We start from the raw sequence: 23,095 nt of genomic DNA, 5'->3' as shown, positions 1-23,095 counted from the left end.
GTCTGCTGTCTGATCAACCCGGACGGCGAGGTCACCGTGGAAAAGGCTTTCGGCGTGGTTCGCGAACTCTCCCGCCGCTTGCGGACTCGTTTCAACCTGTTCTGACCATTTACTCGCAAGCCTGGGTGTTGCAGGTCTGAGTGGCTGCAGGCTGTACGTTTATGCAATTTTCCGGGTTCACTGCATTGCCGAACTGGTCCCGGCAGGTGACGCTGCGAATCTGCAACCCGCCTCCGCAAGGCGTGGAGCACTCGCTCCAGGAGCCCACCGACCAGTTGTATTCACAGGGGGTTACGCTGCAAGGATTGGTTGTGGACGGCTTGACTTCCGAGCAGTAGCCGTCGCTCACTATGTTTCCCGCCTGATCCTGACATGTCACGCTGCGGCTTTGAAACCCGCTTCCGCAGTCCACGGAACAATCGTCCCAGGCGCCGAGCGCCCAATTGTACACGCAGGCGTCCGTGTTGCAAGCCTGAGTCGCGGAAGGCTTAACGCCCGTGCAAAGGCCGTCGGCGGCGATGTTCCCCGCTTGATCCTGACATGTTACGCTGCGGGTTTGCATTCCGCCGCCGCAGGCGTCCGAGCAATCCCCCCAGGCGCTGACCGTCCATGAATATACGCAAGGGTCCTCATTGCACGCCTGACTGGAGGAAGGCTTGATTTCCGTACAATAACCGTCATCCACAACATTGCCGTCCTGATCCCGGCAGTCCACGTTGCGTGTTTGCGCCCCCCCGCCGCAGGATGCGGAGCAGTTCTCCCATGCTCCTATATGCCAGCCATAGGAGCATGGATCTCCGTTGCAGGTTTGCACCACGGCCGGCTTGACTCCCGCGCAAAACCCGTCGGCCGCAATGTTTCCGCCTTCGTCCTGACAGGAGACGGTTCGCGTGGAGGTCCCGCCCCCGCAATTGGCGGAGCAATCCGACCACGGACCGACGGCCCATACATAGGTGCAGGCGAATTCGTTGCAGCTCTGGCTGGCCTGGGGTTTGGCGCCAGTGCAGAATGAATCGGCGGCAACCTTTCCCGACCCGTCCAGGCAGACCACCGCCCGGGTGGAAGTCCCGCCCCCGCAAAGGCTGGAGCATTCGGACCATTCTCCGGCGCTCCAGGAATAATCGCAGGAGTGGGTGTTGCATGCGCCGGTGGATTCGGGTTTGGGATCGGGACAGAACCCGTCGGGCGCTTGGGCGCCGTTTCCGTCCAGGCAGACCACCTCGCGGGTGTAAGCACCCCCTCCGCACGTTTCCGAGCAGGGGGACCATGCGCCGACGCCCCAGTGGTAATAGCCCGGATCCGGCCTGCCGCCGGCTGCGGTTTGAATGATGTACAAGGCGTCGCTCACGCCCAGAACGCCGTCGCCGTCCATATCGCAGGATACGGGGCAGATGCAGTCGGCGGCAAAGGGGAAGCCGTTCACCCGAACGCCCGGGGAAAACAGCTTGCCGTTCGATCCATCAATGTTGGTGTGCAAATAATAAACATCTTGGGCATCCAGGTCGGGATTCCTGTTAAGGGATTGCCCGTTGTCGATCCCAATCACCCCATAAGTCGAGCTGGTGCTGGAGCCGTCGCTAAGATTTATTATGTCCATTCCGGGAGCAATGGACACGGCCCCGGAACTGGCGGTTTGAAACACGGCGCAATCATCCAGGCCCGCGGGAACGTCCCCTTCAAAGACCACAACGGGGTATCCGGGCGGAACGGCTGTGTCCTCGGGAAAGACATGGAGAATTCCCGCCGCCGCGGAGAGCGTCCAGCCGGAGACGTCCACGGCCTCGGAACTTACGTTAACCAATTCAATGAACCGGTCTCCGTTGTTTATAAGCCCGTCGCCGTTGGCGTCCCCTGCGGGGTCCCCATGGATTTCGTTAATCACAAAGTCGCTGGGAGCCCCTGCATAACAGAGCGCAGGAGCAGCAAGAGCCAGCAACAAAGCCATAGAGAAAGCGCTCATTATTCGCAGCATGGGCGGAACCCCTTTCGCAAGAACATCTTTGTAAGGCAACGGACCTTTGCATGGATTTGATGGATTTACAGGATACCGGCTTCCAGAATTTTGTCAAGCCTAAAATTTGACATAACCAACTATTATCATTTAATATAATGTGAAGCAGCCCACGGTTGGGAACGGCGGAAAATGAATTCGCCTCAAAAAGTAATTAAATCATAGTGGAAAATTCATTCCGGCAACTATCCAATATAATAGAGTATGCATAATAGGCCTTTTTTATGGACTTGCCCTCTGATGCTTCTTTGGTTATACACCGACTGCCGCTCATTTTTTTACAATCGCCGGGGCCGGCGGCAAAACGCCCGGACGGACCAGCCCAGGCCGGTTTTTGCAAGGAGTCTTTCGCATGGAAAAAATGTTCAACCCCCAGTCCATCGCCATGGTGGGATTATCCTCCAATAAATCCAACATCCCCCGGCTCAGCCTGGAAAACATGCTCCGCTGGGGCTATCGGGGGCAAATATTCGGAGTCAACGGCCGGAATAACGACGCCTATGTGGACGGCGTCAAAATGTTTCGTGAAATCGAGGAATTGCCGATCATCCCGGACATCGTGTACAGCCTGATCCCGGCCAAGCTGGTGCCGGACATGGTGGAGCGCTGCGGCAAAATGGGCGTAAAGCGCATGGCCATCCCCAGCGGCGGCTTTTCGGAATTCGGAGGCCATGGAGACGATCTGGCCCAGCAAACCCTGGATGCAGCCCGGAAATACGGCATTCGATTTGTGGGGCCCAACGGCCTGACCCTGGCCAACGTCAAAAACGGCCTTTGCCTGCCTTTCGCCCCGGTGGTCAAGCCGCCTTTGGGAAATATTTCCGTGGTAAGTCAAAGCGGCGGCGTGGGGCTTATGATTATGACTCATTTTAAGGCCGAAAATTTGGGCATGGCGAAATTCGCCAGCGTCGGCAACAAGCTGGACCTGGATGAAGTGGATTTTCTGGAGTACTTCGGGCAGGACCCGGACACGGAAATCATTTTCATGTATTTGGAAAGCATTACCCGGGGCCGGGAGCTTGCGGAGCTGGCCTCCAAAATCAACAAGCCCGTGGTGGTTTTCAAATCCAACACCACCGAATCCGGCAAAAAGGCGGCCATGAGCCACACAGCCTCCGTGAGCAGCGACGACCACATCCTCGACGCCGTATGCAAGGATTCCGGCATTATCCGCATCAGGCACTTCCACGATTTCATGGCCGTGGCCAAAGCCTTTAAGCTGCCGCCCATGAAAGGCCCCCGGGTGGTGGTCATGAGCCCGGCCGGAGGCCTTTCCGTCATGATGGCCGACCTGTGTGAAGAATCCGGCTTTCAGTTCGCGGACCCCGGTGAGGCGTTTTACGAAAGTTTGCGCAATTTCTCCAATGCAGGCGTCATCAAATTCTCCAACCCCCTGGACCTGGGAGACATCTACGATCCCCAATTCGTGGCCCACGTCATCTGCGAGGTCATGCATTCCGACCAGGTGGACGGCGCCATGTACGTAAGCTTCACGCCGGACATGCCTTCCGGAGACAGCGTCTTCAAGATGATGCTCCGCACCGACCTGTCCAAGGAGTCCTGGGGGGCCATTCTTTCCTCCGGCAAACCTTTGGGCGCGGCGCTGGTCACCCCCAATCTTTCGCCGTTTAAGCAGGCCATCAACGTGCCTATCTTCAACAGCCCCGAGGAGCTGGTCCGGGCCATGTCCTTTCAAATGAAATATCACACGCGCCAAAAGCAAATGAAGGACTGCCAGGGGGTTGAGGATCTGGCCGGCCTTCCTGAAGCCCGGGAATGGCTGGAGGCCCATAAGGGGCCCTTGGGCGAGGAATCCATGGAACTGCTCCAGGCCTGCGGCGTCCCCGCGCCTAAATCCGCCCTGGCCGCCTCGGTGGATGAATTGGACAAGGCCTTGAACGGCGTTCCCTTTCCGGTGGTCATGAAGGTGGTCAGCCCCGACGCCTTGCACAAATCCGACGTGGGCGGAGTGAAGGTAGGCGTTCAGGATTTGGAACAAGCCAAAAAGGCCTTCGAGTCCATCAGAAGCAACCTGAAGTCCCACGCACCGGAAGCCCGGTTCGACGGTGTGCGCATCGCCGAAATGGCGCCCAAAGGACACGACCTGTTCATCGGCGCAAAAAGGGACGAGGTGTTCGGCCCGGTCATCGTCTTCGGCATGGGCGGAATCTACATGGAAATCTTCAAAGACCTAGCAACCATCCCCTGTCCGGCCCGCAGAAGCGCCGTTCGGGAGGCTCTCGCCGGATTGAAAGTCCACAAACTGCTGCAAGGGGCTCGCGGCCAGGCGCCGGCGGACGTCGGCGCCTTTGTCGATCTTGTGCGCCAAATCTCCTGCCTGATGGCCGGATTTCCCGAAATCCAGGAGCTTGACCTCAACCCGGTGCGCGTATTTGAAAAAGGCGTTATGCCTTTGGATATGCGTATGCTGGTGAAATAACGCATGTTATCCCAGGGGGCTGCACATGTGCCGCCCCCTCTCTCCAAATCCCGCCCAAAGCCACAACATGATGGGGCCTGATCCTCCCGCCCTTTACCTGGTTGGCAAACAAAGTGTATTGTTGTATGAAACCTCAGGGATGAGAGGCGGATTGACGCCGGGTTCTCCGGCAATGGCCGCCCAAACCGCATTCATGCGGGCCACTCAAACAAGGGTGATATATGAAAGTATTCATAGTCGGCGGCACCGGCTTTGTGGGGACTCTTTTGTCCAGGAAGCTGCTGGAAAAAGGCCACTATGTGACCGCCATGGCCAGAGGCCGGGGAAAAGGCCGAATAGAACACGACAAATATCATTACGTAAGCGCAGACGCCCAAGAGCCGGGATCGTGGCAGCAGGCCCTGCACGACCACGATGCGGTGGTCAATCTCGCCGGCGTGACCATCTTCCGCCGGTGGAACCCGCAATACAAGCAGGACATCCTGGATTCCCGCATCCTCACCACCCGCCGGGTGGTGGAAGCCTTGCCGGAAAATCCTTCATTCACATTCATCAACACCTCGGCCGCAGGATATTACGGCTTTACCGGAGACGAAGAACTGACCGAAGACTCTCCCCCCGGAGACGACTTTCTAAGCCTGGTCTGCCAGGACTGGGAGGCGGAGGCCGCCAAGGCCGAAGCCAAAAAGGTGCGCCGTCTGATCACCCGTTTCGGGGTGGTTATGCAGGCCCACGGCGGCGCCCTGGAGCAAATGATCCCGCCCTTCAAATTCGGCCTTGGGGGGCCTTTGGGAAGCGGCAAACAATGGTTTTCTTGGATTCACGCAAACGACCTGACCTCCGCTTTTGTGTTCCTCCTGGAAAACAAGGAACTGGAAGGCGTTTTTAACTTTACCGCGCCCAATCCGGTCACCAACAAAGGCATGGCAAAAGCCCTGGGCAAGGCGTTGAGACGCCCCGCTTTCATACCGGTTCCCGGCTTTATGCTCAAGCTGATCATGGGCGAGTTCGGCGACACCCTGCTCCATGGGCAAAGGGTGATTCCCCAACGCCTGCTGGACGCGGGCTTTACGTTCAAACACCCTGAAATGCTGCCGGCCCTGGAGCACCTGCTCAAGCAGGCGTAGTTCTTTTGTTATGAAAGATAGCTCCGTCACGTCCTCCCTTCCTCCCTGGCGCCAGGCCATGGCGGAATGCGTGGCCGCCCCGGACGGGTTGTCCCGAGTCCTCCCCGTGGACCTTCAGGCCCTGGGAAAGGCCGCGGAAACCTATCCCATGCGGATCACCAGGCACTTCCTGTCCCTGATTCGCGAGCAAAACGATCCCATCGCCCGGCAGGTCATACCCAGTGTTGAGGAACTTTCCGACGCGGGCCTGTCCCCCGACCCCTTGTGCGAAGAAGACCAGTCTCCCGTTCCGGGCCTGATCCATCGCTATCCCCATCACGTATTGTTTCAAGTGGAAAACCGCTGCGCCGTATACTGCCGCCATTGCCTGAGAAAACGCAAAGTGGGCGGCGTAAAACCGGTCACGGCCGAAGCCCTCGCCCTGGGCGTGGACTATATCCGGTCCAACAAGGAAATCCGGGAAGTGGTGCTTTCCGGCGGCGATCCCCTGGTGATGGAGGACGAAAAGCTCCTGGACCTGCTGGGCCGGCTTCGCTCCATCAACCACATCCGCACTTTGCGCATACATTCCCGGGTTCCCGGCGTTCTGCCCCAAAGAATTACGCCGGAGCTGGCCAAAGGTTTGGCAAAGTTTCACCCCCTGTACATGAACATCCAGTTTAACCACCCCAGAGAGATAACGCCGGAATCGGAGGAGGCATGCCGCATCCTGGCCAATCAGGGGATCCCTTTAGGCTGCCAGACCGTGCTGTTAAAGGGAGTGAACGACGGCGAGGCGGTATTGCGGGAGTTGATGGAGGAATTGCTGAGGATTCGCGTCAGGCCGTATTATCTGCATCAATTGGACCGGGTGAAAGGCGCGGCCCATTTTCACGTTCCCATAAGCCGGGGCGTTCAACTCATGCAGGCCTTGAGGGGAGGCATTCCCGGCACGGCCATCCCCCATTACGTGGTGGACCTTCCCGGAGGCGGCGGCAAAGCCCCCCTGCCCGAAAGCATCGTGGGCCGGGAGAAAAACGCCGTCCTGGTCCGCAATTTCGAGGGAAACATCTTTCGCTACGAGGAAGGTTAACCTTTATTCCAGCTTGCACTCAACCCTGTAGAGCGGATCATCTTTGCGGTGGTGACGATCTGCAAGGGTGGAAGTATTCTTTTGGAGTGGAAATCCATATGTTGGGTTTCGCACATATGCATCCGGCGTTGGATTCTTACCGGCGAAAAATGGGCAGCCTTTGTGGGAAATATTCCGAAAGCTCTACCCAACCTACGTCGCGCCATGATGAGACGTAGGTTGGGTAGAGCACGGAAATAGCCAATTAAATCGAAGAAAATGAGTCTTGCCTAAAGGCATTGTGAGGTTTGCATCGCTGCTGCGAAACCCAACAAAGCATGGTTTCAAGGGGTGTGATCTTGATTTTTCCCCTCATCCACGCGCAGGGCGGGCTGTGAGAGCAAAGAAGGAATCGTAAGAAATATTAAGGCCTTCCCAAAAAATGAGAAGGCCTTTCTTTATTGGATAATCGATTTTTGCGAGTAATGCGTTATTCACTGGGGCAGGAAGCAGGGGCGAATTCCTGGACGTCTCCAGCCTTGGCGGTAATGCAGACCATCCTGGGTTTGTAGCCGGCTTTTTGGCCAAGCCTATTGCCGATCACGCGCACCACAGCAAAGACTGCGCCCATCAATCCAAAGGCGGCCAGGGCCGCCGTGGCGGAAGGATCCATGCCCAGGGGCTCGCCCAGGCTGTTGCCCCAAAAGGCGCCGCCGATAAAAGCGATCATGGGAATGACGTACACCAGAAAGATGGCTTTTAAAAAGGCTTTGTCCGAAACCCGGACCTTGACCTGATCGCCCATTTGGGCGTTAAGGCTGTTTTCCACCTCAAAAAACATATCCTTGCCGCCGCCCATCACCCGGCAACCGTCCCGGGCTTCGCAATGGTCGCAGCATTCATTTCTGTGGGATTTCACCCTGACTTTTTTTCCGTACACGCCGACTACAACGCCGATATCGTCCGCCATTTTACACCTTCCGTTTCGCGGGAGCAGCCCGGGTTGATAGCTCCGGTTTTAAGCAAACCGTACACAAATAAATATAACCCTTTTGAGAATTATTGCAAGGAGGTTGGGGGCGGGGCGAAAGTCCGGGCGAAAAAAAAACCGGGAGGGGCTTTGAGGCCGCCTCCCGGTTTGATGTTCATTTATAAATGCTTACGCCGCCCTTTTGCCTTTCTGGTAGCAGATAAGGCCGCACTGGAGGCAGCGGGAGGCCTCGGCCACCGCCTGCTCTTTGGGGTAGCCTTTTTCCAGCTCCGGAGCGTCTTCCGTTCCCGTCTTCTGCAAGGGCATGATCTCCCTGGGAATAGGCGGCACGGCGTCCAGCATGAAAACATCCTGGACGTAGACCGAAGGCGTAACCACATTCTCGGGCAGGAAGGCGTCTTCGCCGTTCATGACCATGTGGACCGATGCCGCGGCCCGGCGTCCGGCGCCAATGGCTTCCACGGCCGCGGAGTAATCGCTGACCGGATCGGCCGGAGCAAGCAGGCCGGGGGTGAAGTCGTCCTTGGGCTTTTTGTAAGGAGGCGCACCGATCCATTTCACAGGTCCGTCAGCGGGAACGGCCGGCGGTTCGGTTCCGTCGGATTCCGCAGGCTTGCGGATGAACACCATTTCAGGAGCGCGGCCGGAGCCGAGAATCAGGTTGCTGCAGGATACGACCTGTTTTTCGCTGGAAGTGAGATCCATGATCTCCACCTGCTTCAACTCCGCATCCTGACCGAACAGTCGGGTGACAGCGGAATTCTGAACCAGCTTCACGCCTTTTTCCTTGGCTTTGGCGATCAAGGCGTCGTCTGCGGCGCCTCTGAGCACCAGGGTCTTTTCCTTGGCCTTGGTCTGGGCTGCAATATCCACCACGGCTGCGCCGCCGCCCACAAAGATTGCGCTGTCGCCCCAGGTTACGGAGCCCGCGTCTTTGGCCACGTCGATCAACAGGTTGGTGTTGGGCAGCACCTGTTTGGGCTCCTTGTCCTCAGGCCTGCTCAGCCTTCCGTCCCAACCGCCGGGGGCGGCCAGAACGGCGTCGTACCCTTCGGCCAGCAATTCGGCCACGGAGGCGTCGCGGCCCAAGGCGGTATTCATCTGGGCGTCCACGCCCATATCCAGGATGCCCTGGATCTCCCAGTCAAAAACCTTTTGGGACAAACGGTTTTCCGGAATGGCCGTACGCAGGAGGCCGCCCAGAGTGTCGGTGGCTTCCAGCACCGTGGGAGCGTGGCCCAAACGAGCCAGGAAGAAAGCCGCCGTCAGGCCCTGGATGCCGCCGCCGGCCACAGCGACGCGCTTGCCGGTCTCGGGAGCTTTGTAGGGCAGAAGGCGTTTGCCGGACTTCATCTCAAAGTCGGCTGCAAAACGTTTGCAGTAGTTGATGGCCACGGACTCGTCCACCAGATTCCTGCGGCATTCCGTCTCGCAGGGATGGGGGCAGATTCTTCCAATGACCGCCGGGAAGGGGTTGCGCTCCTTGATGATCAGAACCGCATCCTCAAATTTTTCTTCCGCAATGGCGCCCACATAGCCGCGAATGTTGATGCCTGCGGGACATGCGCGCTGGCACGGCGTGGTGCAGTCATTGGTGGTGTATTCCTTGATAATGCGGCGGGTGACCGAGGACATGTTGATAATGCCTTTGGGGCAGGTTCTTTCGCAAGTGCCGCAGCCGGTGCATTTCTCGGCAATGACTCTCGGCAGGCCGTCTTCGCCCATTTCCAAAGCGCCGAAAGGACAGGCCTTGACGCAGCTTCCCAAGCCAAGACACCCCACGGTGCATTCTTTCATGCCGCCGTTGATCATGGCCGCAGCCCGGCAGTCCTGAATGCCCTCGTACGTAAATTTGGTCGCCGCGTCCTTCACGCCGTAATAGCAGCCGGGCTTGGCGATGTCCGGCTCCGTGGCAGCCACGGAAACGCCCATGATGGCGGCGATGGCCGCCGCCAAGTCCTCGCCTCCAGCTACGCAACTGGCGGGAGACGCTTTGCCTGCGACGATGGCCTCGGCGTTGGCCGAACATCCCGGCATGCCGCAGCCGCCGCAGTTGGCGCCGGGAAGAACGTCGTCAATCGCAAGAACCAGCGGGTCCACATAGACATAAAAGATTTTGGAAGCAGCAGCCAGTCCGACTCCAATAATCAACCCCAGGACTCCCAAGACTAAAAACGCTGTTAACACCGGTATTTTCTCCTGTTGTATGCTTACCCTTACGGGTTATTGAATATTGACTTCACCGCTTTTGCGGCCAACCCATGAAAACGTCCAGCCAGTCCCTCCCCGGCGGACTTTTCACCGGTATTGGCGATACCACGACAGGGCCAGGAAGGCAAGAACGGAATTCTCATTACTTTTTCCGTTATGTCAAAATTGATTAAACGCATCCCAATTGACAACGCCTATAGATATAATATATCAATGATGCTGCAATTTACGGGGTGTGGTTTCAGTCCCCCTGGAGTAGGATTTAAATGTTAATGGGGCCGGCGGCGCACGGCAGGCCGCCCCTTTTTTTTGCATCACCGAGGTGTTATGAAATCAAAAGGCAATATCACTATCAACGGCAGGAGCTTTCCTTTTCGCGAGGGGCAAACCATCCTGGACGTTGCGCAGGCTAACAGCCTGGACATCCCCACCCTGTGCTATCTCAAAAGGGCGACGTCCAACGGCGGCTGCGGAGTTTGCGTGGTGGAAGTCGCCGGCGGGGAAAAAGGCGTGCAAATGCTTCGCGCCTGTGAAACCCCGGCAGACGTATGGATGAACGTCCGCACCGAGTCTCCTACGGTCATCAAAGCCCGTAAAGAGGCGATCCAAAACATGCTCGACACCGGCAATCATAATTGCGCGGTGTGCGGAACCAGCGACGCAGCTTGGACTGATTTTCAATTGGGCGCCCAGAAATCCGACGAAACCACGGATCTCTGCCCGGTCTGGGGAGACTGCCGGCTGCAGGACCTGGCTTTCAAATACCAGGTGCAGGGCCAGAACATTCCTTCGGACAAGGAATACCCCAAGGATTTGGCCAACCCCTTCTTTGTGAGGGACTACTCCCGCTGCATCAAGTGCGGACGCTGCGAAGCGGCCTGCAACGAGGTGCAAGTCAACCTGGCCATCGATTGGAACCGCAACGACAAGGACGCCTCCTATCCCCTGGCCAACGAATTCTGCGTGTACTGCGGCGAATGCGTCCAGGCGTGCCCGGTGGGCGCTCTGGTGGAAAAGGACGTGCATTACAGCCTGCGCCCCTGGGAAGTGGACAAAAAAGTCCGCACCACGTGCAGCTATTGCGGCGTCGGCTGCCAGCTCGAACTGCATGTGCGCGATAATAAAATCGTCAAGGTGGAAGGCGTGGACGCCGCCCCCAATTACGGCAGCCTGTGCGTCAAGGGCCGGTTCGGATATCATTTTGTGGGCCACCCCGACCGCATCACCTCTCCTTTGATCAAGGAAAACGGCAAGTTCCGCGAAGCCTCCTGGGACGAAGCCCTGGATTTGGCGGCCAAAAGGTTTTCCGAGATCAGGGAGAAGCACGGCGGAGACGTCATGGGCGTTTTGACTTCGGCGCGCATCAGCAACGAAGAAAACTATCTGGCCCAAAAATTTGCGCGGGCGGTCCTCAAGACAAACAACGTGGACCACTGCGCCCGTCTTTGACACAGCTCCACAGTGGCCGGTCTGGCCGCAGCATTCGGAAGCGGAGCTATGACAAACCCCATCGGCGATGTGGAAAAAGCCGAGGTGATTCTCATCACCGGCTCCAACACCACGGAGAACCATCCCGTGTTGTCCACTTACGCCAAGAGGGCGGTTAAGAGAAATAACGCCAAAATTATCGTGGTTGACCCGCGTCAGATTCCCATCACCAAACTGGCCCACAAGTGGCTCAGACAGAACCTGGGAACCGACGTGGCCTGGATCAACGGGCTTATGCACGTGATCATCAAGGAAAATCTCTACGATAAGGATTACGTGGCGAACCGGACCGAAGGTTTTGAAGACCTGAAAGCCGCGGTGGAAAAATTCACGCCTCAATACACTGAGGAGATTACGGGCATTCCCGCCAAGGACATTGAGGAAACCGCCCGGATTTTCGCCAAGGCCAAGTCCGCCAGCATCTGCTACGCCATGGGCATCACCCAGCATATTTGCGGCACGGACAACGTAAAGTCCCTGGCCAACCTTTCCATGCTCACCGGAAACCTGGGCATCCAGGGCGGGGGAGTCAATCCTCTCCGCGGCCAGAACAACGTCCAGGGCGCCTGCGATATGGGCGGCCTGCCCAATGTGTTCCCGGCTTACCAGCCCGTGACCAATCCGGACGTCAAAGCCCGTCTGGAAAAGGAATGGGGCGTTAGCGGCATGTCCGGCAACCTGGGCCTGCCCGTGACCGTCATGCTGCCCATGGCTCATGACGGCGTATTCAAGTCCCTGTACATCATCGGCGAAAACCCCCTGGTCTCCGACCCGGATCTTAACCACGCCGAAAAATGCCTGGAGCACTTGGAATTCCTGGTCGTCCAGGACATCTTCATGACCGAAACCGCGGCCAAAGCCGACGTGGTCCTGCCTTCGGCCTGCTTTGCCGAAAAAGACGGCACCTTCTCCAATACGGAAAGAAAGGTTCAGCGGGTCCGGAAGGCCGTGGACGCCCCCGGCGACTGCAAACAGGATTGGGAAATCACCTGCGAAATCGCCTCCCGCATGGGATACGAAATGAAGTACGACAACCCGGAGCAGATTTTCGACGAAATCGCCCGGGTGACGCCTTCCTACGGCGGACTTTCGTACAAACGCATTGACAAGGACGGCCTGCACTGGCCCTGCCCCGCGCCCGACCATCCGGGCACGCCCATCCTGCACAAAGGGCAGTTTACCAGAGGCAAGGGGCTTTTCCACGGCATCGACTTTATTCCGCCCGCGGAGCAGCCGGACGAAGAATATCCCCTGTACCTCACCACGGGCCGCGTGATCTACCACTACCACACCGGCACCATGACCATGAAATCCGAGGGGCTCAACGCGGCCGCGCCCGAGTGTTTTGTGGAAGTGTCTCCGGAAGACGCCGCGTCTTACGGAATCAAGGACGGCGACAAGGTTCACATCGCCTCCCGCCGCGGCGAAATCACGGCTGTGGCCCGGGTCATCGACATGACCGGCCCCGGCACCGTGTTCCTGCCCTTCCATTATGCGGAAGCGGCGGCCAACAAGCTCACCAACGCGGCCTTGGACCCTGTGGCCAAAATCCCGGAATTCAAGGTGTGCGCCGTCAAAATCGCCAAAGCGGCGTAAGAAGTAAAAGGAGGCCGTCCCACGGCCTTTTAAAAATACACTCCCACGCTGGAGCATGGGAGCGAGATGAATCAAAAAGGGGAGCCGAAAGGCTCCCCTTTTTTGATTTTAGAATCGCCTGAGCAGACCAATTTGCTTAAACATCAACAAATGCGTTTTCGGCCGCCATATTTAACCAACGCTGGGTCCCCGCTTGCGGTCGATCCTGAAAAGCGGATCGCCCTTGCGGGGATGACGGTCTTATACGGTGAATCCAAAGTAAAAAGACGATTGAAATTTCAAGAGGGCATGATTGCACCTCTTGAAAAGCCCCAAATTGCCCAAGCTGCTGGTCATCCCCGTGAAGGGATGCGGCGGGCTGATTGCGGTAGTTATGCAATCCGCATGACGTACTCCCGGAAACGGGGACCCAGTGTCTTATTGAAATCACCGCTCGGTTTCAATCGCCTACGCCTATCACGGAGCCAAGTCGTAGGCCAGGTTACGAAATCCGGCGGCAAGGCGTTTGATCACCGAGAACGTATTTGGACTTCAAACCCGACATGATTTCAGGCTTAGGAATTCTTTTTTCTGGCCTGCTGCACGTGCATGGGGTCGTCAAAATTGATCGAGTCGGGATCCACCATAAATTGAAAATCCCCCCGGGCTTCGGCTGCTTTTAACGAGACAAGATACCGGGCGTAATTGCCGGGCGCCATTTTGACCAGACCCGACCAATCCGCCTCGATGGCGCATTCCGGGCAGGACTTGGCGCACATGAAGCAGTAGATGCACGGCTCCTGGATTTTGGGAGGATCCGCGGAAATATCGATGCCGTCCACCGGGCATTGGTCCTCGCACAACCCGCATTGGATGCACTCGTCCTGATTGATGGTGAACTTGGGCATGATCTTGGGCATGATTTCCCGGCTGAGGTTCACCCGGTCTTTTTGAGCCCAGTCCGGGATATGCTCCAAAGTCGGAGGGTCGATGAGTTCCTTTTGCCCGCTGGCGATGGCGACGCTGTTTTTCGCCATTGTTTTGCCGAATTCGCAGGCCTGATCCAGGTCTTTTTCCAGCGGGTGGCCGGTGGTGTATGTGGGATGGGGATAAAAGGGCAAAAAGGCGTCCCCGTAAACATGGGTGGAGCCGATGACCGTCACGCCCTTTTCGGCCAGTTTCTCCGCCATGGAAACCAAAACCGGCCCCATTTCGCAGCCATGGGAAGCGAACACAAACCAGTTCTTGCCGTCAAGCCGGGGCAGGGCCTCGATAAAATCCGTTACGTTAAAAGGCTCTTTGCAATAAAACGAGGGGCACCCCAAGCCTACAAGGTCATAACTGGCAAAATCCATGCCGTCCGCCTTTTCCAGGGCGACCAGCTCGCATTCGCTCCACTCGGCGGCAATGCCTTCTTGGATGCGCTCGGCCAGTTTTAAGGTGTTGCCGGTCTGGGAAAAAACCACGATCACTGCTTTCATTTCCCGCCCTCCCTTGGACTTGATTTAGATCAATCTATTCGAATCAGGCTTTGCTGACCGCTTCCCTCCAACGAGCCAGAATTTCCTCCCGTTCGGCGTCTTTCATTTTCGGCTCAAAAACCCGGTCCTCCTGCCAGGAAGCGCGGATGTCGTCCACGCCGGAGAAAAGCCCGGCGCCCAGACCGGCCAGAAAGGCCGCTCCCAAAGCGGTGGTTTCCACCAGCTTGGGCCGCACTATGGTGCAGCCCAGAAAGTCGGCCTGCATTTGCATGAGCAGGTTATTGGCGCAGGCGCCGCCGTCCACTTTGAGGGCCTTGATATCCCGGCCGCTTTCCTTTTCCATGAGCTTCAAAATATCCACGTTCTGCAGGGCGATGCCCTCCAAGGTGGCGCGGGCGATATGGGCGCGGGTGGTGCCGCGGGTGAGGCCGGTCATAATGCCCCTGGCTTCGGGCCGCCAATGGGGGGCGCCCAGGCCGACAAAGGCGGGAACCACAATCACGCCTTCCGAATCCGGCACGCTGGCGGCCAAAGCCTCCACCTGGGGTGCGCTTTCAATAAAGCCCAGGCTGTCGCGCAGCCATTGCACGGCGGCGCCCGCAATAAACGCCGAGCCTTCCGAAGCGTATTGCATGGTTCCGTCCAAATTCCAGGCGATGGTGCCCAACAGGCCGCCCGATCCAATGGCCGGTTTATCGCCCGTATTCATGAGCATGAAAGCCCCGGTGCCGTAGGTGCATTTCGCCTCGCCGGGGGTGAAGCAGGCCTGACCGAACAAAGCCGCCTGCTGATCGCCCGCCATGCCGCTGACCGGAATGCCGTCGGCAAGGCCGGGCACGCCTTTGGTGTAACCATACACCTCGGCTGAACCGACTATCTTAGGCAGGATGGATTGAGGCACGTCCAGGATGGAGCAAAGCTCCGGATCCCAGTCCCCTTTATGAATGTCCATGAGAAGCGTTCTGGAGGCATTGGAAACGTCGGTCACATGGCTTTGGCTGCCCGTCAAACGATACACCAGGTAGGAGTCCACGGTTCCGGCGGCTATCTTGCCCGCCATGGCCGACTCTCGCAATCCGGTCACCTGATCCAGAATCCACTTGTATTTGGTGCCGGAAAAATACGGGTCCAGCACCAGGCCGGTTTTTTGCCGGAACAGGTCCTCATGGCCCGCGTCTTTCAACTTTTGGCAGATATCGGCGGTCCTGCGGCATTGCCAGACAATGGCGTTGTGCATGGGCCTGCCGCTCTTGCGGTCCCAAATGATGGAGGTTTCGCGCTGATTGGTAATGCCGATAGCCTTGATGGGCGGGTTTTCCATGCCCCATTCCTTGAGGGCGTCGGCGATGGCGCCGGTTACGGAATTCCAGATGTCCCCCGGATCGTGCTCCACCCAGCCCGGCTTGGGATAAATCTGGCGGAATTCCCTATACCCCCGGGAAACCAGATTAAGGTCTTTATCAAGAAGCAAAACCGTGGAGCCCGTCGTACCCTGATCAATGGCAAGAATGTAATCGCTCATACTCCCCCCTGAAATGTGGTGAAAGGATTAAGTTGTTTCACTATGCCCCAACTGCCGGGTTAGATCAAGGCCCATTGCCCCTCCAAAGGCGCCGGGGAACAAAATCCTCGACAATGAGCTGTATGATGATTAAAGTATGGAAGAAATTGGAGGAAATTATTAGAGATTCCAATATATCTAAAAGCCGCCCCTGGAAGGACGCTATGCCATCCCTCAAAAATGCGTTTTACCTGCTCGTCATATTTTTAGTGCTCGGCCCCTTGGCCGCCCCCGGCCTCGCTCTCACGGTGTCCGAGGAAAAGGAACTGGGCGACAAGTATATGAAGTACCTTGAGCAGAATATGGATTTCATTGAAGACCCGGTTATTGTAGAGCCGGTTCGCAAAATAGGGCGAAACCTCCTGGAAGCGGTTCCGGCCCAGCCGTTTGAATTCAAGTTCTTTGTGGCGAACGAAGACGTGTACAACGCATTCGCCGGCCCCGGCGGATTTGTGGTGATCAACTCCGGCCTGATTGCAGCCCTGGACAGCGAAGATCAGCTTGCCGGCATCATGGCGCACGAAATCGCCCACGTGACCTGCCGCCATATTTCAGAGAAAATCGATAAAAACAAAAAGATTTCCGCGGCTACGGCCGTGGGCATGATCGCCAGCCTTGTGGCCGGGTTCCCCGCTGGCGCCGTGCTTTCATCCGCGAGCGGATCCAGCGCCATGCTGGCGTACAGCCGGGCTGACGAAGCCCAGGCCGACGAAATCGGCATACAGTATTTGCTCAACGCCGGATACAGCGGCCAGGGGCTTGTGGAAGCCATGAAAGTCATGCGCTCCAAAACCTGGTTCGGCAAGGATCAGGTGCCGGGCTACCTGACCACGCACCCCGCCGTGGAGGACCGTTTCGTCAACCTCAACACCTGGCTGCAATCCAATCCCCAGGCCCAAACCGTCAAACGGAATCTGGATGAGTATGCCTACAATAAAATGCGCATTCGGCTGGCTGCATTATACGGAGATCCAAGCCTGACCTTGCAAAAGATGGCCCGGTCGGTGGAAAAAAGCCCCAATTTGCCGCTGCTGCATTACGGCTACGGAACCCTGCTGGCCCGGGTCAACCAGCGCTCCCAGGCTGTGGAGGAATTAAAAAAAGCCCTGGCCCTGTCGCCTTTTGACGCCGACATTTTAAGGGAATTGGGCAAAGCCCAGTTTGAGGCGGGATTATTTACGGAAGCCAAGGCCTCGCTTACCAACGCCATAACCGCCGCCCCGGAAGTCCCGGAAGCCTACTTCCTGCTTGGCAGGGTGCACATGGAATCCGGCGCGCTCCAGGACGCAGCAGCCTCCCTGGAAAAAGCCCGTGAGCTTAGCAATAGAAACTCCGAACTATACTACTATCTGGGCCAGGTTTACGGCAGGATGAACGTATTGGATCGGGCCCATTATTACCTGGGGATCTATCACATGAAACGGCGGGACATGAAAAACGCCGATTTTCATCTGAGAAAGGCCCAAAGCCTGGCAAAGGGCAATCCCGAGCTGGAAGAGAAAATCAAAACAGCCATGGAGGAGATGAACGGCCAGGACGACAAGAAAAAGGGAAAAGGCGGCGATAAAGATGACAATGAGCCGAACTCATTGACTAATCCCTTGACCAGCTACGGTCCGCAGTTCTCCATGTCCGCCGAAAAGGCGGGAAGCCCCAACCCCGGCAAAGTGGACTGGGAGTCCAAGGATTTCCGATAAATATATCAGCCGGAGGCTGCCGCCTGTTCGGATTCAAACGAAACCACCGCCCCTATCTGACGGACTGACTCCCGCACAAAAAGGCTCCCGTCTATGGTCAGGGTGATGGCCTTCGTGGGGCAGGCCTCCGCGCACCGGCCGCAGCCCCGGCAATTGGCTTGGTTGATCACCGCCTTGCCGTCCACCAGGCTGATGGCTTCCAGGATGCAGGCCTTGCTCACACAGGTTCCGCAGCCCACGCATTCCTCCTGATTGACCATGACCTCCACGCCGGGCGCCCGAACCAATTTTTCCTGAAATACCTCATGCGTATGGGGAATGACTCGGGTGATGCAGCAGCACGGGCAACAGTTGCAGATGGTCAGGAGTTTCTCCCCCGGCCCTATTCCCAGCCAGACGGTGTCCAGTTTGCTCTTACCCACGGCGTGAATCAAGCCGGCTTCCTGGCATTTACGGATGTGCTCCTTGGCCTCGTCCTTGGAAACGGAACGGCCCCACTTGGGATTGATGCCCCGGGCGGCCTCCCCCATAAAGATGCAGCCAAGGTCCCTGGGGTAGTCCTCGCAAGGCATGGAAATCCGGCACAGGCAAAAGTCCATCACAAAGTGGTATTCCATGCTGTCTATCAACTGGTCCACCAACTCGGTGGGCAAGGCCATCTGGCCGGGATCATCCACATCCCGGTTTACTTCCACCACCTCATTCCGGGGCAAGACGATCAGGTGGTCCCCTTCAAAAAACATGTATTCAATCAGGCGTTTTAAAATCGGAACTTTGGTGAGCCCCATCCAGCGCATACTTCTTGGAAAGGTTTTCTCGATTACCGGAAATATCCAGCCGGATCTTGCCATAACTTCACCCCCCTATTTTTCTGTGATTAAGGCGTATCCCCCAAGAATTGCAGTGTGTGCGTGCGGAAAAATTAAACGATCGGACAAATTTAAAATCGCATAAAATCCAGTCCTTGTCAATTATTCATTCCAAAGACGCAACAGATATTGTCGATTGGTAAAGTGAGAATCAAATGCAGATAACACGAATTGCCGTCTACTGCCGATAATCCTTGGGATCAATGCATGCATCATAAACGGCCTTATCAAAAGGAAGCCAATCAGTTTTATTGATTCCCCTATTCTTCTTGTTTGCCTGATTAATAGGAAACGCCGAGGCGATTTTGATCCATCGAGCCTGCACTTTTGCGATCTTCCGAATTTCATCGGCCGCCTCCGACAAATCTTGACCCTGGCTAAAAACCAAAGCCACATCATAAATTTGATCAAAGGCTAAACTGATAATATCAATAGCTATGCGGACATCAATGCCCTTTTCATCGCCAACCAGCACTTTTTGTTCCTGCCCGTCCGTACTCTTGATGCTCTTATGTAAATAGCGAACAGGGCGAGAAAAAACCCTTATCTTTTGCCTGCGCATGGAAAGAAACTTTTTTGACCAAAATTTGTTTTTCGCCGGGTCATACGTAACACTGGGAACGCCTGTATAGAAACGGGTTTGGATCAACTGAAGGCCGTGCTGCAAGCAAACGGCCTTTGCCAAGGCTTTCACGTCGTAATTGGGAAAATGATAGCCGAAAGCACTTTTAGCGGCATTGAAGAGGTTCTGGCCGTCAAAAAAGGCTACCGTCCTTTTGAGATCCGGCTCAGCAGGCATGGAGATTTTCTCCTTGCAAAAAAATAACCCCGTCCGGGCGTTAATCCGTGCATATAGCGCGGCGCAGGTCGGACGGGGAGGAATTACAATTACATATTAACCATCATTACAGATGATTGCAAGCGAATTTTTTCCCTTTTACTCAAAGCACTCATCAGCGACGCCTCAACAGGGAGCCGCGGCCTCAGCTTTCCCTGCTTTGTTGATCCCAGAAATCCTTGTAATCCTTCCAATCGGAATTCTCTACATCAAGGGGATAAAGCCCTTCCGTACAGGGTTTGGGAATCTGGGCGACAGCCTCCTCCAAATCATCCCAATCCTGTTGGGAAAACCGTTCGAAAAGGGCTGCGATTTTTGGGGAGCTTAGCGTTGCGTATTGCGCGGGAAAGGGGTCGAAGTCCGTCCAATAGGGCGCGGCTTCGTCGCCGTTGGTATACAGGGACACCGTGGCAAGGCGCATTCCTGGCTCTACCTTGATTTTGTCTATTTTTCGAATTTTAACTTCGCGCACGGCTACAACAGGGTATCGGCCGCTCCTCTTTTGCAGATCCGTGGCTACAGCCATAAGAACCGGGTTGACGGCGATAATGACGCCCGGGTTGGCGTCGCCGTACTTAAAATACAAATGAAGCCTGCGCCAGATAAATCCTGCCCCCGCAGCGCCTGCGGCGGAGAATATCCAGGCCGGCCAGACGCCCATGACGGCCGCGAAAAGAAAAAAGCACCAAATCCCAAAAAACAAATACGACTTGGGATACACATTCATTAAGGCAATGGGATTGAAAACCAGCCTGCCCGGACGGCTGGCGGCTGTATAGGAGAATTTCTTTAACCTTTCCAATTCTTGAACATCGCCTGTCCTGGGATTAACCTGGAACTCCCGATCCCCGGACTTGTCCAGATACGCCCTGATGCCTGGATTATTGAGGATTATTTTGGACAAGGGAACGGCGATGTAATTATCCGGGTCCGAGAGCCATTCCTCGTCTTCCTGGTCCTCAATAAATATCCAACCGCTTTGCCCGTTTTCCGGGGACGCCAAATCCTTTCTGTGAAAAAAACGCCCGGCTTGCCAGCCGTTTTCCGCAAGATTCCTGGACGCCAGGCACAGCAAATCGGTATCCACGTCATTCACTCCTTAACTTAAATGTTTCCCGCCCCTTTTGGGTTGGAAATTTACTCGGATTCCTTTCCGATTATTTCATAGACCCGCACCAGGGGGACGCCCTGCTCCCTCGCTATTTTTTCGCAGGCGTCGTATTCGGGCGTGATGCGCACGGACCCGTCCGGGCACGTGATGCGTTTGGCGCGGATTTGTCCGAACTGAGTGTCCAAAAGGATTTCTTCCCGGGGCAGCTTATCCCGGGCCGTCTCAAAAAAACGGACTCCCGTGGCCGTCGTCTCCATGAGCAGGGTGCGGGCGATCTCGTCCTTAGCGTGTATGGGGCACAAAACCCGCACCAAAGTGGCGGGGCGGTTTTTCTTCATGAACATGGGAATCCAGCCCACGTCCAGAGCGCCTTGCTCAAACAGCTTCTTCTGCACGTACCCGTAAATCTCCGGGTTCATGTCGTCGATATTGGTTTCCACGGTCAGCACCGTATCGGTCTGCAGCAGCAATTCGGGCTTGCCCAGGATGACGCGCAGGCCGTTGGGCCGGTTTTCCAGCACCCGGGTTCCCATGCCGTATCCCACGCCCTGGATGGTCATGCGCGGCTGGGGGCCGAACCTGGCCGCCATGGTGGATACGATGGCCGCGCCCGTGGGCGTGACCAGTTCGCACGGAACGTCGGTGCCGTAGGTGGGGCAGTCCTTGAGCAGCAGAACCGTGGCCGGCGCGGGGATGGGCAGCATGCCGTGGGCGCACCGGACGAATCCGGTCCCGTGGGGCAGAGGGGATGACTGCACCTCGGAAACGCCCAGGTACTCCAAAGCCAGCAGGCTGCCGATGATGTCGGCGATGGCGTCGGTTCCGCCCACTTCGTGAAAATGGACGTGATCCACGGCCTGCCCGTGCACCTGGGCTTCTGCGTGGGCCAGGCGGCTGAATATCGCCAGGCCTTTTTCCTTTACCCAGGGGCTTAAATCCGACAGGGTGATGATGTCCCGGATCGTTGCAAAATGCCGGGCGTGGGGCTCGTGCTCCACGATCACCTTGGCGTGCTTGCCCGAAATGCCGTGGGTTGTCTTATCTTCCAGCTCCAGGCGGAACTCCTCCAGCGGGATGGCCCGAAGCTGCTCTTCCAGCCACTCCCTGGGAACGCCGAGATGCATGAGGGCGCCAAGGGTCATATCCCCGCTGACGCCGGAAAAACAGTCAAAATAGGCTATGAGTTTTTTTTCGGTCATCTTTAGCGCTCTTCCGCATGGATCTTGATGATTTCCAGAAGCAGCTCAGCGCACTTGACCATGTCGGCCACGGCCACGGACTCCCGGGTGGAATGCACGTCGTTCATGCCCGTGCCCATGACGCCGGTCATGACGCCTTGGGAGCAAAACACGTTGCCGTCCGCGCCTCCGCCGGACATCCGGGTGGACACTTCCCGGCCCAGGTTCTCGCCCGCCCTTTTAGCCATGACCACCACCGGGTGGTCGTCCGGGATGTTGATGCCCGCAAAATCCTCAAAAACCTCATACTCCACAAAGGGGCGGTCGCCGGGATCGGCCATCTTGGCGCGCTCCTCCTTGATGACCTGCTCAAAGGCGGATGTCATTTTTTCCGTGACGGCTTTCAGCTTGTCCGGGTTGTGAGACCGGGCTTCGCCGCAGATCTCCACCAGTCCGGGGACGATGTTGGTGGCCACGCCGCCCTTGATAAGGCCCAGGTTGCACGTGGTTTCCTCGTCGATGCGGCCCAGCTCCAGCCCTGCAATGGCCCGACTGGCCAGCAAAATGGCGTTGATCCCGTCTTCCGGCTTGGCGCCCGCGTGGGCGTCTATGCCGTGGACCTTGAATTCAATGCGGTTGGCGTAGGGCGCCCGGGTGACGATGCCGTCCGGGTCTCGGGCGTCCAAAGCGTAGCCGTACTTGGCGGAAATTTGGGTGATGTCGAAGTTCTTGGCGCCCAACAGCCCGATTTCCTCGCACACGGTGATGACCAGCTCCAAGGGGCCGTGGGGAAGACTGTTTTCAACCAAAACGGTGCAGATCTCCAGCAATATAGCGACGGCGCTTTTGTCGTCCGAACCCAGAATGGTGTCGCCCTGGCTGGTGAAAACTCCGTTTTCCAAGACAGGGACGATGCCCCGGCCCGGCTCCACCGTGTCCATATGGGCGCTCAAAAGCAAAGGCGGCGCCTCCACGGTTCCGGGAAACCGGACGATGAGATTGCCGCAGTTTCCGTTCACGGCCTCCCCTGCGTTGTCCATGACCACTGACGCGCCCAACTTCTCGAATTCCTTGGTGAGATAGGCCGCCACCTGGGCTTCCTCCCGGGAAACCGAGTCTATCTGCACGACAGTGGAGAAGAAATCGGAAAGCCTGTCTATTTGTATCATTGAAAAAACCTTTCTATTAATTGCGAATCATGGAAAACCGTCGAGTAGTCATTGACAATCCGAGGGTGCATAGTGTACCAAGAGTGCTTCGCGGAAGTGCGCAGCTCACTGGTGGGGCTCCCGGACTTCAAATCCGGTGTGGGGCGCTAACAACGTCCCGGGTGGGTTCGATTCCCATGCACTTCCGCCATTTTTTTATCTTTTTCAAGAGCTTAATTCCCAATTGTATACCGCACATAATAAGCTGGGATGCTTTATTAGGACGAAAACCCTTGTAGATCAATGCATTGCGCCACC

General features: G+C 56.8%; 16 protein-coding genes and 1 tRNA gene. 7 read left to right on the top strand and 10 right to left on the bottom strand.

Translation table 11 applies throughout. From position 1 onward, the window contains the following. Positions 1-109: 109 nt before the first annotated feature. Positions 110-1,972, bottom strand: coding sequence for a thrombospondin type-1 domain-containing protein (locus BUE18_RS10585; RefSeq protein WP_073475523.1), 1,863 nt, complete (start codon positions 1,970-1,972; stop codon positions 110-112). Between the two features lie 391 nt (positions 1,973-2,363). Between BUE18_RS10585 and BUE18_RS10580 the strand changes: the two genes are divergently transcribed. From BUE18_RS10580 to BUE18_RS10570, 3 genes are all read left to right on the top strand, one after another. Beyond that, the gene (locus BUE18_RS10580) at positions 2,364-4,451 is read left to right on the top strand and encodes an acetate--CoA ligase family protein (protein WP_073475521.1); all 2,088 of its coding nucleotides are present in this window, start codon (positions 2,364-2,366) and stop codon (positions 4,449-4,451) included. Positions 4,452-4,672: 221 nt separating this feature from the next. Continuing rightward, positions 4,673-5,578: a TIGR01777 family oxidoreductase gene (locus tag BUE18_RS10575; RefSeq protein WP_073475520.1), complete on the top strand. Its 906-nt coding sequence runs from the start codon at positions 4,673-4,675 to the stop codon at positions 5,576-5,578. A 10-nt stretch (positions 5,579-5,588) separates the two neighbouring features. Beyond that, positions 5,589-6,650 carry a KamA family radical SAM protein gene (locus BUE18_RS10570; protein WP_073475518.1) on the top strand — a complete coding sequence of 354 codons (1,062 nt, stop codon included), beginning with the start codon at positions 5,589-5,591 and terminating at the stop codon, positions 6,648-6,650. 469 nt (positions 6,651-7,119) lie between these two features. Here the strand turns inward: BUE18_RS10570 and BUE18_RS10565 are convergent, their stop codons facing one another. Both BUE18_RS10565 and BUE18_RS10560 read right to left on the bottom strand, forming a co-directional pair. Further along, positions 7,120-7,599, bottom strand: coding sequence for a SoxR reducing system RseC family protein (locus BUE18_RS10565; RefSeq protein ID WP_073475517.1), 480 nt, complete (start codon positions 7,597-7,599; stop codon positions 7,120-7,122). A 189-nt stretch (positions 7,600-7,788) separates the two neighbouring features. Further along, positions 7,789-9,807 carry an RnfABCDGE type electron transport complex subunit B gene (locus BUE18_RS10560; RefSeq protein WP_073475515.1) on the bottom strand — a complete coding sequence of 673 codons (2,019 nt, stop codon included), beginning with the start codon at positions 9,805-9,807 and terminating at the stop codon, positions 7,789-7,791. A 351-nt stretch (positions 9,808-10,158) separates the two neighbouring features. On the opposite strand from BUE18_RS10560, the gene fdhF reads away from it, so the two are divergent. Both fdhF and BUE18_RS10550 read left to right on the top strand, forming a co-directional pair. Next, positions 10,159-12,915: a formate dehydrogenase subunit alpha gene (gene fdhF / locus BUE18_RS10555; protein WP_083610934.1), complete on the top strand. Its 2,757-nt coding sequence runs from the start codon at positions 10,159-10,161 to the stop codon at positions 12,913-12,915. Positions 12,916-12,981: 66 nt separating this feature from the next. After that, positions 12,982-13,461: a hypothetical protein gene (locus BUE18_RS10550; RefSeq protein WP_073475513.1), complete on the top strand. Its 480-nt coding sequence runs from the start codon at positions 12,982-12,984 to the stop codon at positions 13,459-13,461. 8 nt (positions 13,462-13,469) lie between these two features. Here the strand turns inward: BUE18_RS10550 and BUE18_RS10545 are convergent, their stop codons facing one another. Then, positions 13,470-14,375 carry an EFR1 family ferrodoxin gene (locus BUE18_RS10545; protein WP_073475511.1) on the bottom strand — a complete coding sequence of 302 codons (906 nt, stop codon included), beginning with the start codon at positions 14,373-14,375 and terminating at the stop codon, positions 13,470-13,472. Between the two features lie 43 nt (positions 14,376-14,418). Beyond that, entirely contained in the window at positions 14,419-15,897 is a 1,479-nt protein-coding gene (glpK, locus tag BUE18_RS10540; RefSeq protein ID WP_073475510.1) for a glycerol kinase GlpK, read from the bottom strand. A gap of 203 nt (positions 15,898-16,100) precedes the next feature. On the opposite strand from glpK, the gene BUE18_RS10535 reads away from it, so the two are divergent. After that, entirely contained in the window at positions 16,101-17,633 is a 1,533-nt protein-coding gene (locus BUE18_RS10535; RefSeq protein ID WP_170868326.1) for a M48 family metallopeptidase, read from the top strand. Between the two features lie 5 nt (positions 17,634-17,638). Here the strand turns inward: BUE18_RS10535 and BUE18_RS10530 are convergent, their stop codons facing one another. The 5 genes from BUE18_RS10530 to BUE18_RS10510 form a co-directional block, all read right to left on the bottom strand. After that, positions 17,639-18,484: a 4Fe-4S binding protein gene (locus tag BUE18_RS10530; protein WP_073475506.1), complete on the bottom strand. Its 846-nt coding sequence runs from the start codon at positions 18,482-18,484 to the stop codon at positions 17,639-17,641. Positions 18,485-18,680: 196 nt separating this feature from the next. Further along, positions 18,681-19,301 carry an NYN domain-containing protein gene (locus BUE18_RS10525; protein ID WP_073475504.1) on the bottom strand — a complete coding sequence of 207 codons (621 nt, stop codon included), beginning with the start codon at positions 19,299-19,301 and terminating at the stop codon, positions 18,681-18,683. 184 nt (positions 19,302-19,485) lie between these two features. Continuing rightward, positions 19,486-20,427, bottom strand: coding sequence for a DUF3239 domain-containing protein (locus tag BUE18_RS10520; protein ID WP_073475503.1), 942 nt, complete (start codon positions 20,425-20,427; stop codon positions 19,486-19,488). A 50-nt stretch (positions 20,428-20,477) separates the two neighbouring features. After that, complete coding sequence (gene larC, locus BUE18_RS10515; protein ID WP_073475501.1) at positions 20,478-21,650, bottom strand: nickel pincer cofactor biosynthesis protein LarC; 1,173 nt, start codon at positions 21,648-21,650, stop codon at positions 20,478-20,480. Between the two features lie 2 nt (positions 21,651-21,652). Beyond that, positions 21,653-22,798 carry a M20/M25/M40 family metallo-hydrolase gene (locus BUE18_RS10510; protein ID WP_073475499.1) on the bottom strand — a complete coding sequence of 382 codons (1,146 nt, stop codon included), beginning with the start codon at positions 22,796-22,798 and terminating at the stop codon, positions 21,653-21,655. A 92-nt stretch (positions 22,799-22,890) separates the two neighbouring features. Here BUE18_RS10510 and BUE18_RS10505 point away from each other — a divergent pair. Beyond that, a tRNA-Sec gene (locus BUE18_RS10505) sits at positions 22,891-22,988 on the top strand. Positions 22,989-23,095: the final 107 nt, after the last annotated feature.

Origin of the sequence: Desulfatibacillum alkenivorans DSM 16219, from assembly GCF_900142135.1 — a bacterium.
In the GTDB taxonomy this organism is placed as follows: Bacteria; Desulfobacterota; Desulfobacteria; order Desulfobacterales; family Desulfatibacillaceae; genus Desulfatibacillum; species Desulfatibacillum alkenivorans.
Note: the sequence above shows the minus strand (reverse complement) of the source record. Positions and strands in the feature narration are given on the sequence as shown.